The sequence below is a fragment of the Brachybacterium vulturis genome (genome assembly GCF_043641765.1).
Classification (GTDB): Bacteria; Actinomycetota; Actinomycetes; order Actinomycetales; family Dermabacteraceae; genus Brachybacterium; species Brachybacterium vulturis_A.
The window spans coordinates 151,767-168,483 of the sequence record NZ_JBHZRO010000006.1 but is presented as its reverse complement, the minus strand read 5'-3'; the positions used below and the strand labels follow the sequence as shown (position 1 = coordinate 168,483).

Here is a 16,717-nt window from a genome sequence, read left to right as displayed (position 1 = left end):
GGTCCGGGGCCTTCGGCGTATGCAGGGGCCGGTCAGTCCTGCTTGGTCTCGCGGCGGTCCTCGGTCCACTCCACGTGGAAAGTGCCCTCGGCGTCGACGCGCTGGTAGGTGTGCGCACCGAAGTAGTCGCGCTGGGCCTGCACCAGGGCGGCCGGGAGACGCTCGGCGCGCACCGAGTCGTAGTAGGACAGGGTCGCGGCGAACACCGGGACCGGGTAGCCGCTCGCGGCCGCGAAGGCCACGATGCGGCGCCAGGCCGGGATGCACTTGGCGATCTCGGTGGTGAAGTACTCGTCGCTCAGCAGCAGCGAGAGCTTCGGGTTGCGCGCGTAGGCCTCGGTGATCCGGTCGAGGAAACGGGCCCGGATGATGCAGCCCTCACGCCAGATCTTCGCCATGTCGCCGAGGTCGATGTCCCAGCCGAACTCGTCGGCACCGGCGGCGATCTCGTCGAAGCCCTGCGAGTAGGAGACCAGCTTCGCGGCGTAGAGCGCCTTCTGGAGGTCGTCGATGAACTGCGCGGGATCGGCGATCTCGAGCGTCTGCTCCGCGCCGGGCAGAACGCCGCGTGCGGCCTCGCGCTGCGGGGTGCCGCCGGAGATGGAGCGGGCGAAGGTGGCCTCGGCGATGCCGGTGACCGGGACGCCCAGGTCCAGCGCGGTCTTCACGGTCCAGGCGCCGGTGCCCTTCTGAGCGGCCTGGTCCAGGACGACGTCGACGAAGGGCTTGCCGGAGGTGGCGTCGGTGTGGTGGAGCACCGTAGCGGTGATCTCGATGAGGAAGGACTCCAGATCGCCCTTGTTCCACTCGTCGAAGACGTCACCGATGGCGGAGGCGTCCATGCTCAGGGCCTTGGACATCATGTCGTAGGCCTCGGAGATGACCTGCATGTCCGCGTACTCGATGCCGTTGTGGACCATCTTGACGAAATGCCCGGCCCCGTCCGCACCGACATGGGTGCAGCAGGGCTCGCCGTCCTCGGCCTTGGCGGAGATCGTCTCGAGCATGGGGCCGAGGCGGTCGTAGGAGGCCTTGGTGCCGCCGGGCATGATCGAGGGGCCGTTCAGCGCGCCCTCCTCGCCACCGGAGACGCCGACGCCCACGAAGTGCAGGCCCTTCTCCCGCAGCGCGGCCTCACGGCGGCGGGTATCGGTGAACAGGGCGTTGCCGGCGTCGACGATGATGTCGCCCTCGTCCATCAGGCCCGCGAGCTCGTCGATCACGGCGTCGGTGGGGCCACCGGCCTTGACCATGATGATCGCCGCGCGGGGCTTCTGCAGAGAGGCGACGAAGTCCTCCATCGATTCCGAGGGGAAGAACTCGCCGTCGGTGCCGTGCTCGGCGATGACGGCCTCGGTCTTGCCGACGCTGCGGTTGTGGATCGCGACCTTGAAGCCGTTGCGGGCGAGGTTGCGCGCCAGGTTGGAGCCCATCACCGCCATTCCGGTGACACCGATGTCCGCGGAATCGGCGGGGGACGGAGCGAAGCTGGCCATGGGTTCTCCTCAGGTCGGGTGACTGTCGAGCAGGGCCGCAGCACCGAGACGCTCGGCGGGCGGGGCCCGGCCCATCGTCGACCATCCTAATGAACACCGCGCGCTGACTGCTGCGCGTGCCAGTGCTTGCCGTGTCGGCGGGACCGCGAGGCCCCCGTCCGACGTCTCAGGGATCCTTCCCGTCGACGTACCGTGGGGCCGTCCCGTCCGCCTGCGACCTCCGGAGAGATGCAGCAGATGACCCTTCCCCCGCACGATCCCTCCTCACCGCCCTCGCCCGCAGCGCAGGTCGAGTGGGGCCGGCCCTCCTCCGCGCCGCAGGGCGGTGGGGACGACCTGGACCCCGCCGGGCCCGCGCGGACGCCCGGCTCCGGGCCCGTCCCCGGGAGCGACCTCGGCGCCGACCTCGGCGCAGCGCTCTCCTTCGCCGGCCGGGCCCTGCTGTGGAACCCGGTGACGTACCTGGTCAGCGGGCTCATCTACTGCGTGGTCTCGCTGCTGATCGTCGGCGGCGGCGTCGTCGGCGGCTTCTTCGCGATGTTCGCGTTCCTGGGTGGCCCGGACGTGTCGGACTCCGACGAGCTCGCCGGCATGCTGGCCTTCTACGGGGTCTTCCTCGTCGCGATGCTGCTGCTGATGCCGTTCGCCCTGCTCTGGCAGTCGGGCGCGGCCCGGGCCGCCGGGATCGTCCGCGAGGGCGGCCCGCCCTCGATCACTCAGGCGATGGTCGGCCCGATGCGGGTTGTGCTCACCGCGCTGCTCTACGGCGCGATCGTCCTGCTCGGCACGCTGCTCCTGTACCTCCCGGGCCTGATCGCCGCCGCGCTGTTCCTGTTCGCGATCCCCGCCGCGCTCCGCGGCGCCACCCCGGTCGCGGCCATGAAGGAGAGCCTCGCGCTGGTGAAGGAGAACCTGGGCACCGCGATCGTCTCCTACCTGGTGCTCATGGTCATCACCTCGATCGCCTCCACGATCGTGATCCCCCTCCTCGTGCTCACGCCGTTCCTCATGCTGTTCCAGCTCGGGCTGTACGAACGGCTGAACGGTCGCCGGCTGCCGGAGCCCGCGACGGTCTGAACCGCCCGCCCCAGGATCGCGGGGCCGACGGGGCGAGTCCCGGCTCACCCCGCCGGCCCCTCGTCCGTCCTGCGCCTGCGCGTAGCCTGGAAGGATGACCGACGGCCCCCTCATCGTCCAGAGCGACAAGTCCCTCCTGCTCGAGGTCGACCACCCCGCCGCGCAGACCGCCCGGATCGCGATCGCGGCCTTCGCGGAGCTCGAACGCGCCCCGGAGCACGTGCACACCTACCGCATCACCGATCTGGGGCTGTGGAACGCGCGCGCCGCCGGCTACGACGCGGAATCGGTGGTCGCGGCGCTGGTGGATCATTCCCGCTATCCGGTGCCCCACTCGCTGCTGATCGACGTCGCGGACACCATGGACCGCTACGGCCGCTTGCAGCTGCTCTCGGACCCCGTCCACGGCCTCGTGCTGCACGCCCTGGACCGGCCGGTGCTCGAGGAGGTGTCGCGGGCGAAGCGCATCCAGGGCATGCTCGGCGCCCGGATCGACGAGACCACAGTGGTGGTGCACCCCTCGGAGCGCGGCGCCCTGAAGCAGGCGCTGCTGAAGGTGGGCTGGCCCGCGGAGGACCATGCCGGCTACGTCGATGGCGAGGCCCATCCGATCTCCCTGCGCGAGGACGACTGGCAGCTGCGCCCCTACCAGGCCGACGCGGTGGACGGCTTCCGCCACGGAGGCAGCGGCGTGGTGGTGCTGCCCTGCGGCGCGGGCAAGACCCTCGTGGGCGCCGGCGCGATGGCCGCCATGCAGCGGACCACGCTGATCCTGGTGACCTCGACGGTCTCGGCCCGGCAGTGGAAGAGCGAGCTGCTGGCCCGCACCACCCTCACGGAGGAGGAGATCGGCGAGTACTCCGGGGCGTCCAAGGAGGTGCGGCCGGTGACGATCGCGACCTATCAGGTGCTCACCATGAAGCGAGGCGGCGTCCACCCGCACCTGGAGCTGATGAGCGCCCGCGACTGGGGCCTGATCATCTACGACGAGGTGCATCTGCTGCCGGCTCCCGTGTTCCGGATGACCGCGGATCTGCAGGCCCGACGCCGGCTGGGGCTGACCGCCACCCTGGTGCGGGAGGACGGCCGGGAGGGCGAGGTGTTCTCCCTGATCGGCCCCAAGCGCTACGACGCCCCGTGGAAGGACATCGAGTCCCAGGGCTACATCGCCCCCGCGATCTGCACCGAGGTGCGGGCCACCATGCCGGCCTCGGACCGGATGACCTATGCGATGGCGGAGGCCACGGACCGGCCCCGCCTGGGCGCCGCCCATCCGGCGAAGATCGACGTCGTGCAGACGATCGCACAGCGCCACCAGGGCGAGCCGATGCTCGTGATCGGGCAGTTCATCGACCAGCTGGAGGAGATCGCCGAGCGCCTGGGCGCGGACCTGATCACCGGGAAGACCCCGGTGCGCCGCCGCCAGGAGCTGTTCGACGCCTTCCGGGCCGGTCAGATCGACCGTCTGGTCGTCTCGAAGGTCGCGAACTTCTCGATCGACCTCCCCGAGGCCTCGGTCGCGGTACAGGTCAGCGGCGCGTTCGGGTCCCGGCAGGAGGAGGCGCAGCGGCTGGGACGGCTGCTGCGACCGAAGGCCGACGGCCGCTCCGCGCACTTCTACACCGTGGTCATGCGCGATACCCAGGACCAGGACTTCGCGGCCCACCGCCAGCGCTTCCTCGCCGAGCAGGGGTACGCCTACACGATCGTGGACGCGGAGGAGCTGGAACAGCTGGAGCGTCCTGCCGACGAGCGCTGAGCCCTCCCCCGTCGGCGGTGGGTCCACCCTTGTCGGCCCCTGTCGGCGCCGACGGACGGCCCGGGAGCGCCGGCTGACTAGAGTGGATCGCGTATCCCGTCCGTCGCCGCACCGTCGGCCGTTCCCCAGGAGATCGACATGACCGCATCCGACGATCCCACCCGCCCCGCCGCACCCACCGGCGGGAACGACGCGGCGCGCCCGGGCACTCCCGCGACGGGGCGGCGTGCCGCCGAGGAGCCCGGCGGCGTCCGCGACGGGAAGCCCGCCGCTCCCCCGGCCGACGACGCCCCTCCCGCCGGTCACCGCGGCGCGGACCGACCCGTGGACCAGCAGCGAACCGTGGACCAGCAGCGACCCGCCGAGGAGCAGCAGCTGGTCGAGGAGCCGGTTGGCGGCGGCGCGAAGACCGCCGGCATGTGGATCGGGCTGATCCTCGGCGCGATCATCCTGGTGCTGCTGCTCATCTTCGTGATCCAGAACAACGTCACCGCCGGCTTCCAGTACTTCGGTGCACAGTTCGACCTGCCGCTCGGGGTGGCGATGCTGCTGGCCGCGATCGCGGGCGCCCTGGTGATGGCACTGGTGGGCTCGGTGCGGATGATCCAGATGAGCTGGACGATCCGCAAGCTGCGCAAGCAGCTGGAGAAGATCCACCGCGCCACCCGCTGACCGCACCCAGCTGACGTCCAGCCGATTCCCAAGCTCGAGGAGGACGGTGGTCTCATGACAACGCATGAGGACCAGGACTACGAGGCACGACTCCTCGTCGTCGACGACGAACCCAACATCCGCGACCTGCTCGCGACCTCGCTCCGCTTCGCCGGCTTCGAGGTGTTCACCGCCTCGACCGGCAACGAGGCGATCCGGGAGGCCACGGAGAACCAGCCCGATCTGGTGGTGCTCGACGTGATGCTTCCGGACATGGACGGCTTCACCGTGACCCGCCGCCTGCGCGACCGGGGCGAGAAGTACCCGATCCTCTTCCTCACCGCCAAGGACGAGACGCAGGACAAGGTCGCCGGCCTCACCGTCGGCGGCGACGACTACGTCACCAAGCCCTTCAGCCTCGAGGAGGTCGTGGCCCGCATCCGCGCGGTGCTGCGCCGCACCCACGGCGGCACCGAGGCCACGATCGACAGCTCCCTGGTGGTCGGTGATCTGCGCCTGGACGAGGACTCCCACGAGGTCCACCGCGCCGAGGTGAACATCGAGCTGTCCCCCACCGAGTTCAAGCTGCTGCGCTACCTGATGCTCAATGCCGGCCGAGTGGTCTCCAAGACGCAGATCCTCGATCATGTCTGGGACTACGACTGGTCCGGCGAGGTGGGGATCGTCGAGTCCTACATCTCCTACCTGCGCCGCAAGATCGATGTGATCGGTGATCCGATGATCCACACCAAGCGCGGCATCGGCTACGTGCTGCGCGCCCCCGAAGGTTCCTGAGGGTTGGCCCTGCCGAGCCTGCGCGCAGAGCGGCCCGTGTCCCTGTGGACACGGATCGTCGCTCTGATCTCGCTGCTGCTGGTGCTCGGCACCGTCGTCACCGGGAGCCTGTCGCTGTTCCTGCTGAACCGCACCCTGATCCAGTCGGTCGACAACAACCTGCAGGCCGGGATGGGCGAGATGCTGACCATGGCCCGGCACGAGCTGGCCGGGGATGACGACGCGATCCAGAAGAGCACCTACACCCCGGTCGAGTACGCGGTGGAGATCCGGGACCGGCACGGGCGGCCGATCGAGCAGGCCGTGGTCCACTACGGGCCGGGCAGCGTCACCCTCCGCTTCCCGGACCTGAGCAAGGAGCAGATCCTCCAGCGAGGGGGCCGGCCCTTCACGGTGCTGGACTCCTCGGAGAGCCGCTGGCGCGTGGTCGCCATGCTGAACTCGGCACCCCAGGGGGGCAGCGTCTACGTGGCCCTCCCGCTGACCGGGGTGGACCGCACGATGCACGAGATGGCGCTGATCATCGTGCTGGTGGGCACGCTGGTGGTGCTGGTGGGGATGGGACTGGGCGGCTACGTGACCCATCGCGCGCTGGAGCCGCTGCGCGACGTCGAGGCGACTGCCTCCCAGATCGCCGGCGGCGATCTCTCGCGCCGCGTCCCCGTCACCGACACCAGCCTCGAGGTGCACGCCCTGGCGCTGTCGCTGAACGAGATGCTGGTGCGCATCGAGCAGTCCTTCGCGGCACAGTCCGCCTCGGAGGAGAAGGCCACGATCTCCGAGGCGAGGATGCGCCGCTTCGTGGGCGACGCCTCCCATGAGCTGCGCACCCCGCTCGCGGCGATCCGCGGCTTCGGCGAGCTGTACCGGATGGGCGCCCTGCCGGCGGACGAGGACGTCGCCTCGGCGATGCGGCGCATCGAGGACGAGGCCCGACGGATGGGCTCGCTGGTGGAGAACCTGCTGCGTCTGGCCCGGCTGGACGAGAAGCCGGCGCTCGACCTCGAGCCGGTGGACTTCACCGATGCCCTCTTCGATGCGGCCCAGGACCTGCGCGCCCTGGATCCGGGCCGGCAGGTGATGGTGACCTCGCTGTCGGGGACGCCGCTGTCGGTGCAGCCGCATCTGCCGATCGGGGTGCTCGGCGACGAGGCGTCGCTGCGGCAGGTGATCCTGAACCTGGTGGGCAACGCGAACCGTCACACCCCCAAGGGCTCCCCGGTGGAGATCGCGGTGGGCTTCACCTCACCGGAGAGGGTGCGCATCGAGATCCGCGACCACGGCGAGGGCATCGACGACGACCAGCGCGAGAAGGTGTTCGAACGCTTCTACCGCACCGACTCCTCCCGGGTGCGGGCCGCCTCCCAGGGCGGCGGCGCCGGGCTCGGCCTCTCGATCGCGGCCTCGATCGTGCAGCAGCACCGCGGCGACATCGGGGTCACCGGGACCCAGGGCGGCGGCGCCACCTTCTGGGTCGAGCTGCAGGGCACCGAGATCGCCCCTGAGGAGCAGATCGAGCCCGACCAGCGCCGGGCGCTCGACCACCGCCCCGACGGGGAGGGTTCCCCGCCGTCCGAGGATCCCGAGCCGGGCCCGACCACCTGATCCCCGGCGGACCGGGCGACTCACGGGGTCTGCGCCGGCACGTCCATCACCTGGCCCACGAACCCGTTCCCGGTCCTGGCGCGGGAGAGGTCCTCCAGCCGCGCCAGCATCTCCTCGGCGCTGCGGCGGCCGAGGGCATCACGCGCCTCGATCCGGGCCGCCCCCTGCGGGGCGTCACGGGTGAGGCGGAAGGCACCGGGACGGTCGGGCAGCGGATCCACGTGGCCGAGCATCCCGACGATGAGGTCCTGCGGCACCGGATCCACGCCGAGCTCGGCGGCGTGCTCCGCGCTGCGCCGGGCTCGCGCGGCCGGGCGGTCCCGGAGCGTGATCCGCAGCCCGGAGCCGAGGAGGATCCGCGTGAGCTCGCGGTCGCCCACGAAGACCGCCCCCGCCTCCGCCAGCGCGTCCCGGGCCGCGGTGGGCCAGTCGTAATGGTCGAGGTCGAAGGAGCGCGGCGGCAGACCGGCGCGAGCGGCGGTCTCGTGCAGCTCCGCGAGCGAGGTGTCGGAGATCAGATGCCCCCACAGCATTCCGTGGCGGGGCCAGCGCGGGGTATCGGCGAAGACGGTCATGAGCCGGCTCCCTCGGCGGGGGACGCCTCCGGACGCACACGCTGCGACGCCACAGTGCGGGAGCGGCCGGTGCTGGAGCCGGCCAGGCGCCGCAGCACCACTTCGAGCGGTCCGCGGCGTCCGTGGCGGTGCAGCATGACGGCGAGCGGGATCATCACCAGCCATCCCAGCACTGCGATCCCGGCGGCCCCGGCGCTGCCGACCCTCGCCCCGAGGTCGAGCGTGTACGGCGGGAACAGCGCGAGATACAGCGCCGACTGGGCGATGTAGGCGCTGAGCGAGACGGTGCCGAGCGCCTCGATGCCCCGCACCGCAGCCCCGGTCAGCGAGGTGCTGCTCCCCCGCGGCGAGGCGCTGTCCTGCTGCGGGCCGCGGCGGCGCACCCGTTCGGCCAGCAGGGCCGCGGCGGCGGCGAGGCCGAGCGCCCCGGCCAGACCGGAGAACTGGTGCACCACTCCCAGCACCCCCAGCACCGCGGCGCTGTCGAGCCGGGCGTGAGCGGGGTCCAGCACCAGCACCGCGGTCAGCGGGATCGCGCCGAGCAGACCGCTCAGCAGCCCCCAGCGCATCATCGGGGTGAGCAGGTCGCGGTTGGCCTCGACCTGCTCGAGCAGGTGGATGCGGGCGGCGATCGCGCCCAGCGCCATCGGGGCGAGCAGGGCCACGTCGGAGACCGCTGCGAGGGCGACCTCACGCAGGGCGCCGCCCGCGCGGATCTCCAGCGAGGCGAGGTAGCTGGGGGCCGACGCCGCGGCGTATCCGCTCTGACCGGTCAGGCCGATCGTGCCGTCGATCCAACCCCACACCCCGAGGGCCGGCAGCGTGAGCACCCCGGCCAGCGGCAGTGCGAACCGGTGCCGGGAGATCAGCAGCACCACGAACATGCCGACGATCGCGTAGCCGATGAGGATGTCCCCGGAGAACAGCAGGATCGCGTGGGCCAGGCCGATGCCCAGCAGCACCAGGTGGCGCCTGCCCATCCGCAGGATGAATCCTCGTACGCTCTGCCCGCGGTCCCGTGACCGGCGGTACAGCATCCCGATGCCGTAGCCGAACAGCATCGCGAACAGCGGGAAGCCGCGGTTGTCGGCCAGCAGGGCGATCAGCACGTCGACGAAGCGGTCCAGGCCGGTGCCCTCGCGCTGCTTCAGCAGCACCGTCCACTCCTGGCCGTGCAGCCAGCCCACCATGTTGGCCAGCGCGATGCCCAGCAGCGAGACCCCGCGGGCGAGGTCGGGCCCGCCGGCGCGGCGGACGAGCGGGACGGAGGTCGTCACCGGATCCGACGCCCCGGGGCGGGATGCGCACCGGGGGTGACGGGAGTGGTCCTCATGCGTTCATGGTCCCACAGGGCGGGGTCACGCGCGGTGCGTCAGGCATCGGCGCGTGTGGTCGAGAACGTGGACGAGGTCGAGTGCTCCGGAGAGGTTCGCGGCCGCCGGGCCTGCATGGATCGGCCCGCAGATCGGACCACCCGCCTCCGTCCACATTTTTGTCGCACTCTTGACATTCTTTGTGCCTTCAGAACGACGCCATACACACATTTCGTGGGATTCTCCGACGTGATCTTCCGACCCCATTCGCCACCGACGACCCCCCTTGTGGCCAGCATGACCCGCAATCCCACTCAAGCTCGCCATCCGACAGCTTCAGATGTCTTTGAACTGTGCATTCAAGGAGAAGGTATCGCTCTGGCGCCGCGTTCTCAGGTCTCGGCAATCATCACGAAGCCCCCGCAGCCCCGACCATTCCCCCACAGTGACCGCTTATCCACATACCTGTCCACACTTCATCGAGTTATCCACCAATTTCATCCCAGGGGTGGAGATGTGTTTCGAACCTGCATACGATGAGGGCATGGATTCGACACCGATGCGCAGCGGGGACCACCCTGGCGAGGGCACTCCTCGCCAGGGCGTGGCCGCGCCGTCGGGAGATGTCCTCGAGGACGTGCTGGGGCGCTTCGGCGAGATCGAGGCCGGCCCTACGGCCCGCGCCCTGGTCGCCCAGATCCTCGCCGCGACCCTGATGTCGTTCACCCGGACCCGCTCGGTGCGGGATCCGCTGCCGGACACCGCTCCCGGGAGCGCGGAGGAGGCGCTCGCCGTCCTCGCCGGGCTCGATCATCTGCGCGCTTCCCTCGCCGCGGTCGATGCGACGTGGCAGGTCGCCGCCGAGGAGCGGATCCGGCGCGATGATGCCGCGCGCGGCGTGCCCGCCTCTCAGCAGGGCCGCGGGGCCGGGCAGGAGATCGCGCTCGCACGCCGGATCTCCCCGGCTGCCTCCTCGTTCTCCCAGGCCAAGGCGCGCCGGTTGGTGCAGAACATGCCCGTCGCCGTCGATCGCCTCTGGTCAGGCGCCATGACGGATCAGCAGGCCTCTGCGATCTCCGGTGCCCTCGACGGTGCCGGCGCGGACACCTGTCGCAGGATCGACGACCATCTCCGTGAGCATCCCGAGTTCCTGCAGGGCAAGGGCTTCAAGCGCCTGCAGTCCGACATCCGGGATCTGGTCCAGGCGCTGGAGCCCGAGACGTCCCGCGCACGTGCGGAGCGCGCCGCCCGGTCCCGGCACGTGAGGATGGAACCTCTGGACGACGGGATGGCTCGGGTGACCGCCGTACTGCGCGGGATCGATGCGGTCGGGCTGATGCACTCCCTGCGCACGCGCGCCGAGTCGCTCCGCGCCTCGGGAGCGAGGGACTCCGTCTCGGCCTTGGAGGCGGACCTGCTGGTCGACGACGCCCTCCGGACCGCCCGGCACGACGGGCACAGCACGGGCCGTGACCAGATCGCGGACGACGCCGAGACGTCGTGGCCAGAACGGCCCCGCCTCCGCCCCGGCCTGGACGTCGGCATCGTCATCACCGACACCGCATTGCTGGGGCGGGACGACGCTGCCGAGACCGCCGAACTCGAGGGCTACGGCACCATTCCTGCCCATATCGTGCGGGACAGCCTGCTCGGCCAGCCGCCAGGGCATCTGCGATCCTGCGAGGACGAGCACCCTGACCAGGTGGTCTCGGCCTTCTTTCGTCGGCTGTACCGCAGCCCTCGCACCCACGAACTGGTCGCGATGGAGTCCCGGGCCCGCGCGTTCCCCGCCGGGCTCGCCCGGATGATCCGCTGGCGCGACACCACCTGTCGCACCCCCTGGTGCAATGCGACGATCCGCCATAGCGACCACGTGGTCCCCCACCACCGGGGAGGATCCACCAGCTTCGCGAACGGTCAGGGGCTGTGCGCGCGCTGCAACCTGCTGAAGGAGCACGGTCTGTGGGTCCTGAGCCCGTTGAGCCGCTCACGAACCGGCGATGACGCCTCCGAGTCGCACACGGGCACGGGCACCGACCACTCCGGACCGGCGCTCTCCGACCCGTCGATGCCACCGGGCGCCTGGATCTGGAGCAGCCCGCACGGGGCCGTGGGCACCTCGCCCACTCCGCCCCTGATCACCCCGCGGCCTGCTCCTCCGTCCGAGGGGGACGACCACGAAGGTCCTGCACCCCCCGGGACGCCACCGGCTCGCTAGGCACCCCGAGATCTCACCGTCGCTGCGGCCGAGGGCCTCGCATCAGCTGCCGAGCGGCGTCCCCTGGTGGTGGCGCAGCAGCCATCGACCGTTCTCCCGCACCCACACGGAGGTGCGATCGGCGGTGCCGTCGGGCCCGGTGGTGAGGTAGCGCAGCAGCACCACGCCGGGGGCGATCTCGTCGGCGACGAACTCCTCGGCGTCGACATCCTGGAGCGGGGCGAGGTGAGCGAGGATCTCATCGCGGTCGAAGCGGCGTCCGCTCGCGCCGACCTCGCTGAACGCGGGATGCAGCAGCTCGGCGGCGCTCGGCGGATCGGCGCGCAGCCGGTCACCGAGCAGCGCCAGCTCCCGCGCGGTGATCTGTTCGACGTCGGTCGCGCCCGGGGCGTCGGCCACCAGCGCGGTCTCCTCGACAGCGGTGGAGCAGCCCGCCGCGGGCACCGTGGATGGCTGGTCGAAGAGGCTGAAGAGGTCGTCGCCCGGCTCATCGGCAGAGCCGGCGGCACCCGACGGCGCGACGGGCGCTGCTCCCGCTCCCCCACCGCCGCGGTAGCCGGGCCCCACCTGCGGGTCCTGCTGCTTGGAGAAGGCGGTGGCGGCGGCGTTGGCGCGCACGTCGGCCGCCTCGTTCATCGCATGTCCGGAGTGGCCCTTGACCCATTCGAACTCGACGCTGCGCCCGGCGAGAGCGCGGTCGATGTCCTTGAGCAGCTCGACGTTCATCACCGGCTTGCCGTCCTTCTTGCGCCAGCCCTTGCGCTTCCAGCCCGGCATCCACTTCGTGACCGAGTTGATGACGTACTGGCTGTCGCACAGGATGTGCAGGTGCTGGTCGGCGTCGACGGCGGTGGCCTCCAGCAGGTCGAGCACGGCCTTGAGCTCGCCCATGTTGTTGGTGCCGTGGGGCCAGCCGCCCGCGCGCCAGGTGTTCTCGTCGATGTACCAGGCCCAGCCGGCCGGGCCGGGGTTGCCGAGGGCGGAGCCGTCGGCGGCTGCAGTGATGCTCATGGGCTCAATGCTTCCACAGCGGGCGGAGCCGGCGGACCATGCCGGGCCTCACACCCAGCGGGCCACGGTCATCCCGGCGGTGGTGGGCGGCCGGTCCATCGCGGCCATCGCGGCAGGCAGCTCGGCGGCGTCGATGACGCGGCCGACGGTCCGGGACAGGTCCAGGCGGCCCTGGGCGATATCGGCCAGGAGCTCGCCGTACTCCTCGACGGCGAGTCCGTGGCTGCCGAGGATCTGCAGCTCCTGGGCGATCACGCGTCCCATGGGCAGGGACGGGTCGGCGTCCTCCCCCAGCAGCAGCCCCACCTGCACGTGACGGCCGCGGGGCCGCAGCGACGCGATCGCGGCGCGCGCGGTCGCGGCGGAGCCGAGCGCATCGAGGCTGACGTGGGCCCCGCCGGCGGTCCTCTCACGCACGCGCTCGGAGACATCCGGCGAGGTGGCCAGGGCGGTCGCCCCGAGCGCCTCGGCGGCGGCCAGCGCGGCCCGGGAGACGTCGACCGCGATCACCTCGGCGCCGGCGGCGAGCGCGATCATCACGCAGGCCAGGCCGAGCCCGCCGCAGCCGAGCACCACGACCTGTTCGCCCGGCCGGACGGCCGCCTGGGCGCGCACGGCGTGATGGGCCGTCCCCACCCGGCAGCCGAGCCCGGCCGCGAGGGTCATGTCGATCCCCTCCGGGAGGGCGACGAGGTTGTGGTCCGCCTCGACCACCACCACCTGCTCCGCCCAGGCGCCGGGCAGGTCGAAGCCGGGCTGGCGCTGCTGCGGGCACACCTGCGGGGCGCCGGCGAGGCACTGCTCGCAGTCGCCGCAGGCGAGGATGAAGGGGGCGGTGACCCGGTCGCCCACGGCGAAGCCCCGGACCTCCTCGCCGACCTCGGCGACCACGCCCGCGAACTCGTGGCCGGGGATGTGCGGCAGCTGCACCGAGTCGTCGTGCCCCTGCCAGGCGTGCCAGTCACTGCGGCACACGCCGGCAGCATGCACCGAGATCACCGCCCCGCGGGGCGGGCAGACCGGGGCCGGCACCTCCACCAGGGCCGGCACGGCCCGGAAGGCGTCGAAGCGCACTGCTCTCATCGACCGCTCCTCAGACCAGCTGGCCGACGGGCTTCTCAAAGGTGGCGTACACGGCGTCCCGGGCGAAGCCGAGGGCGTCGTACAGCCGCGTCGCGCCGGTGAGGGACTCGGCGTCGACCTCGAGCTCGGCGCTCGCGTATCCCTTCTCCGCCGCGGCGGAGAGGGTGCGGGCGAGGACCGCGCGCGCGAGCCCGCGACCTCGGGCCTGGGGGCGGGTGCCCACCAGGGCGATGTGCAGCACGCCCGGCTTGTCCTCCGAGGCGATGACGTAGGCGAGCACGGTGCCGTCGGCGTCGAGCGCGATGCTGGAGAGCTCGCGCCGTGCGGTGTGCGAGAACCACCAGCGGTTCCAGCGCTCCGCGGTGACGGGGGCGGAGCCCCAGTGGTCGGCGAAGGCGGCGAGATGGGCGAGGCGGGTGACCTCGGAGGCATCGTCCGCGGGGGCGATCACCCGCACCTGCTCGCACTCGATCTCCGGCAGGGCGGCGCCCGGCAGCTCACGGCGCATGACCAACCAGCTGCGGGCGCGCTGGTAGCCGCGGCTCTCCAGCAGCGGGCGCACGTCCGCGCCCCCGGTGAGCGGGGCGCCCTCCCCCGCGTCCAGATCGGGGTCCCGGCCGCCGGCGGCGCGGAAGACGGCCTCGGCCCCTGCGGAGTGGCGCTCGGCGGCGAGCTGCGCGGCACGCTGCTCAGCCCAGACGAAGAGCTCGGCGCCCAGTCCCTGGCGGCGACGAGCGGGATCGACGCCGCCCATCAGCTGGCAGCGCACCCGGTCGTCGCGGTCCAGTGAGGTGTGGACATCGACGACGGTGAAGGCGATCAGCACGCCCTCGTCGCGGACGGCGAGGGTGTCGCTCTCCAGGTCCAGTCCCGGCATGGTGAGCAGCTCACGGATGCTGATCTCCTCGGCGGGCTCGCCGAGATCGTCGGCCGCATCGATGCGGTTCAGCAGCGCGGTGAGCGCGGGCGCGTCCTCGAGGGTCAGCGGGGTGCGGGTCAGCGGGCGGTCGGCGAGGGAGGTGTCGGTGGAGGTCACCGGACAAGTGTAGGGAAGCGACGCGTCAGGCCTCGCGCTCGTACGCGGCGACCTGCTCCTGCACCGCACGCAGCCGCGCCAGGTCCAGCTTGCGACCCCGCGCGAAGTCCACGATGCCGTTCTTCTCCTGGAACACGTCGGTCAGCTGCGTATAGCAGTAGCCGAACATCAGCGGGTCCTCGAGCAGCACCCGGGTGAGCCCCTCGAAGCGCTCGTAGAGCTCCTCCTCGCTGCGCACCCGCGCGCCGTAGCCCCAGGACGCTGCGGCATTGCTGCCGGCCCGCTCGGCCGCCTCGGCCTCGCGGGCCTCCTCTTCGTTCCACCAGATCCCGCCGTACTCGGAGACGAAGTAGGGCTGGCCGGTGAAGGGCAGGGAGAAGGTGCCGTCGGCGAAGGGCATCTCGGCGGGGGCGAGCTCGCGGCGGTTCGCGAACGGGGCTCCGTGGGCGAGCCCGGACTGCTCGTCGCGGAAGCGCCGGGGGTCCTGCTCGTAGGAGTGGGAGTCGTAGATGTCCGCGCCGCGCACCCGGTGGGAGTAGCCGGAGGCGTCGAGCACGGGGCGGGAGGGGTCGGCGAGCTTGGTCGCGTCGTACATCGCCTGGGTGACGTCGTCGAGCTGGGTGAGGCGGTCGTGGCGCACCTGGTGGGTCTCGTTCAGCGGGCACCAGCCGATGATGCTGGGGTGGCTGAGGTCCCGCTGGACGGCCTCGACCCACTGGCCGATGAAGGAGGCCGTCGGCTGCTGGTTCTCCCCCATCGGCCCGAAGCCGGAGCTGCCCCAGTCCCCGAACTCGCCCCAGACCAGGTAGCCGTGCAGGTCCGCCCAGAACAGCATCCGCTGCTCGAAGACCTTCTGATGCAGTCGCGCGCCGTTGAACCCGGCCTCCAGCGCAAGGCGGATGTCGGTGGTCATCGCCTCGTCCGAGGGGGCGGTCATGAACGTCTCCTCCCAGTACCCCTGGTCGAGCACCAGGCGCTGGAAGACCTTCTCGCCGTTGAGGCGGAACTCGTGATCGCGCAGGGTGGTGGCGCGCAGGCCCGCGTAGGAGCGGACCTCGTCCAGCACGGCGCCGTCGGCACCCAGCAGACGGGCGGTGAGGGTGTACAGCTCGGGCGCGCCGGGCCCCCAGAGGCGCACCTCGTCCACGGGGATCACCAGCTGGAGCTGCGGGGCGAGGTCGAGGTCGGCGGCCACCTCGGCGCGGCAGACCTCCTCCCCGCCGGGGACGGCGGCGATCACCTCGAGGCGGGCGCCGCGGGGGGAGCGGGCCAACGGCGCGGTGATCGCGAAGGCGTGCCCGGCCAGCGACGGGATGATCCGCAGGCAGCGGATCTCGTCGACAGGGACGCCCTCGAGCCAGACGCTCTGCCAGATCCCGGTGGTGCGGTGGTAACTGGCATGGGTGGCGTGGAACCAGGTGGACTGCTTACCGCGGGCCTGAGGGACGTCATGCCGGTCCCGGGCACGGACCACGATCTCCACCTCGCTGCCGGGGCCCACACCCGGCACGGCGGAGAGATCCGCGGCGACGGGGGTGAAACCTCCGCGATGGCGGGCCACCTCCACCCCGTCCGCCCACACCGTCGTGTCGTGGTCGACCGCTTCGAACCGCAGTATCGGGCGCAGGCTCTCCCAGTCGGCAGGGATCACCACCGTGCGCCGGTACCAGACGGCATGGAGGAAATCGCGGTTCCCGATCCCGGAGGCCTCGGTCTCCGGGGCGAAGGGGACGGTGATCGTCTGCGCGAGCTCGCGCTCGAGCAGGCCGCGCTCCCTCCCGGAGTCCCCCTGGTCGATCTCGAACTGCCAGCTGCCGTTCAGGCTCAGCCAGGCGGGGCGCTGCAGCTGGGGGCGGGGGTGCTCCGGTCGGGGGACGTCGACGGCGGCCGACGGCGGGGCATCCAGGAGGGCGGCGAGCTCCTCGGCCCGGGCGACCAGGGCGGAGAGCGCAGCGGGCAGAGTGGGCGGCACAGGGCTCTGCGCAGGGGTCTGAGCGGACACGGGCTGCTCCTCGGCTCGGGATCGACGTCGATCGGATGCCCTCATTCCATCGCATGCGCGCGGTTCCTGCCACGCGGTGGTATCTCACACCCGCAC

The 16,717-nt window shown here is 71.7% G+C and carries 13 protein-coding genes; 6 read left to right on the top strand and 7 right to left on the bottom strand.

The window, feature by feature from the left end; all coding sequences use genetic code 11:
• Positions 1-32: 32 nt before the first annotated feature.
• Positions 33-1,496: an NADP-dependent phosphogluconate dehydrogenase gene (gene gndA / locus ACHUEU_RS06710; protein WP_394215133.1), complete on the bottom strand. Its 1,464-nt coding sequence runs from the start codon at positions 1,494-1,496 to the stop codon at positions 33-35.
• 237 nt (positions 1,497-1,733) lie between these two features.
• Here gndA and ACHUEU_RS06705 point away from each other — a divergent pair, with 237 nt between their 5' ends.
• The 5 genes from ACHUEU_RS06705 to ACHUEU_RS06685 all read left to right on the top strand — a co-directional run bounded on the left by ACHUEU_RS06705 (position 1,734) and on the right by ACHUEU_RS06685 (position 7,383).
• Positions 1,734-2,573: a hypothetical protein gene (locus tag ACHUEU_RS06705; RefSeq protein ID WP_394215132.1), complete on the top strand. Its 840-nt coding sequence runs from the start codon at positions 1,734-1,736 to the stop codon at positions 2,571-2,573.
• 94 nt (positions 2,574-2,667) lie between these two features.
• Complete coding sequence (locus ACHUEU_RS06700) at positions 2,668-4,332, top strand: DNA repair helicase XPB (RefSeq protein ID WP_394215131.1); 1,665 nt, start codon at positions 2,668-2,670, stop codon at positions 4,330-4,332.
• A gap of 138 nt (positions 4,333-4,470) precedes the next feature.
• Entirely contained in the window at positions 4,471-5,004 is a 534-nt protein-coding gene (locus ACHUEU_RS06695) for a LapA family protein (RefSeq protein ID WP_394215129.1), read from the top strand.
• Between the two features lie 54 nt (positions 5,005-5,058).
• The gene (locus ACHUEU_RS06690; protein ID WP_394215128.1) at positions 5,059-5,778 is read left to right on the top strand and encodes a response regulator transcription factor; all 720 of its coding nucleotides are present in this window, start codon (positions 5,059-5,061) and stop codon (positions 5,776-5,778) included.
• A 3-nt stretch (positions 5,779-5,781) separates the two neighbouring features.
• The gene (locus ACHUEU_RS06685; protein ID WP_394215127.1) at positions 5,782-7,383 is read left to right on the top strand and encodes a sensor histidine kinase; all 1,602 of its coding nucleotides are present in this window, start codon (positions 5,782-5,784) and stop codon (positions 7,381-7,383) included.
• A 20-nt stretch (positions 7,384-7,403) separates the two neighbouring features.
• Here ACHUEU_RS06685 and ACHUEU_RS06680 read toward each other — a convergent pair whose 3' ends face one another.
• Both ACHUEU_RS06680 and ACHUEU_RS06675 read right to left on the bottom strand, forming a co-directional pair.
• Positions 7,404-7,958 carry a DUF4031 domain-containing protein gene (locus ACHUEU_RS06680; protein ID WP_394215126.1) on the bottom strand — a complete coding sequence of 185 codons (555 nt, stop codon included), beginning with the start codon at positions 7,956-7,958 and terminating at the stop codon, positions 7,404-7,406.
• Complete coding sequence (locus ACHUEU_RS06675; protein WP_394215125.1) at positions 7,955-9,235, bottom strand: DUF418 domain-containing protein; 1,281 nt, start codon at positions 9,233-9,235, stop codon at positions 7,955-7,957. The genes ACHUEU_RS06680 and ACHUEU_RS06675 overlap by 4 nt, the downstream gene beginning before the upstream one ends.
• Before the next feature lie 580 nt (positions 9,236-9,815).
• Here ACHUEU_RS06675 and ACHUEU_RS06670 point away from each other — a divergent pair.
• Positions 9,816-11,489, top strand: coding sequence for an HNH endonuclease (locus tag ACHUEU_RS06670; protein WP_394215124.1), 1,674 nt, complete (start codon positions 9,816-9,818; stop codon positions 11,487-11,489).
• A 42-nt stretch (positions 11,490-11,531) separates the two neighbouring features.
• Here ACHUEU_RS06670 and ACHUEU_RS06665 read toward each other — a convergent pair whose 3' ends face one another.
• Genes ACHUEU_RS06665 through ACHUEU_RS06650 form a run of 4 tightly spaced genes read right to left on the bottom strand, consistent with a single transcriptional unit; the run spans position 11,532 to position 16,621 of the window.
• Positions 11,532-12,500 (bottom strand): RNase H family protein, encoded by a 969-nt coding sequence (locus ACHUEU_RS06665; protein WP_394215123.1) that lies wholly within the window; start codon positions 12,498-12,500, stop codon positions 11,532-11,534.
• Positions 12,501-12,548: 48 nt separating this feature from the next.
• On the bottom strand, positions 12,549-13,583 hold the full coding sequence (locus tag ACHUEU_RS06660) for an alcohol dehydrogenase catalytic domain-containing protein (RefSeq protein WP_394215122.1): 1,035 nt from the start codon (positions 13,581-13,583) through the stop codon (positions 12,549-12,551).
• Between the two features lie 10 nt (positions 13,584-13,593).
• Positions 13,594-14,619, bottom strand: a complete 1,026-nt coding sequence (locus ACHUEU_RS06655; protein WP_394215121.1) for a GNAT family N-acetyltransferase — start codon at positions 14,617-14,619, stop codon at positions 13,594-13,596.
• 25 nt (positions 14,620-14,644) lie between these two features.
• A complete protein-coding gene (locus ACHUEU_RS06650; RefSeq protein ID WP_394215120.1) occupies positions 14,645-16,621 on the bottom strand; it encodes a glycoside hydrolase family 2 protein in 1,977 nt (658 codons plus the stop codon).
• Positions 16,622-16,717: the final 96 nt, after the last annotated feature.

What these genes read in the sequence shown, in the direction of transcription:
- gndA (WP_394215133.1), bottom strand. Translation starts at nt 1,496, where the DNA reads ATGGCCAGCTTCGCTCCGTCCCCCGCCGATTCCGCGGACATCGGTGTC.
- ACHUEU_RS06695 (WP_394215129.1), top strand. Translation starts at nt 4,471, where the DNA reads ATGACCGCATCCGACGATCCCACCCGCCCCGCCGCACCCACCGGCGGG.
- ACHUEU_RS06665 (WP_394215123.1), bottom strand. Translation starts at nt 12,500, where the DNA reads ATGAGCATCACTGCAGCCGCCGACGGCTCCGCCCTCGGCAACCCCGGC.
- ACHUEU_RS06680 (WP_394215126.1), bottom strand. Translation starts at nt 7,958, where the DNA reads ATGACCGTCTTCGCCGATACCCCGCGCTGGCCCCGCCACGGAATGCTG.
- ACHUEU_RS06700 (WP_394215131.1), top strand. Translation starts at nt 2,668, where the DNA reads ATGACCGACGGCCCCCTCATCGTCCAGAGCGACAAGTCCCTCCTGCTC.
- ACHUEU_RS06690 (WP_394215128.1), top strand. Translation starts at nt 5,059, where the DNA reads ATGACAACGCATGAGGACCAGGACTACGAGGCACGACTCCTCGTCGTC.
- ACHUEU_RS06660 (WP_394215122.1), bottom strand. Translation starts at nt 13,583, where the DNA reads ATGAGAGCAGTGCGCTTCGACGCCTTCCGGGCCGTGCCGGCCCTGGTG.
- ACHUEU_RS06670 (WP_394215124.1), top strand. Translation starts at nt 9,816, where the DNA reads ATGGATTCGACACCGATGCGCAGCGGGGACCACCCTGGCGAGGGCACT.
- ACHUEU_RS06705 (WP_394215132.1), top strand. Translation starts at nt 1,734, where the DNA reads ATGACCCTTCCCCCGCACGATCCCTCCTCACCGCCCTCGCCCGCAGCG.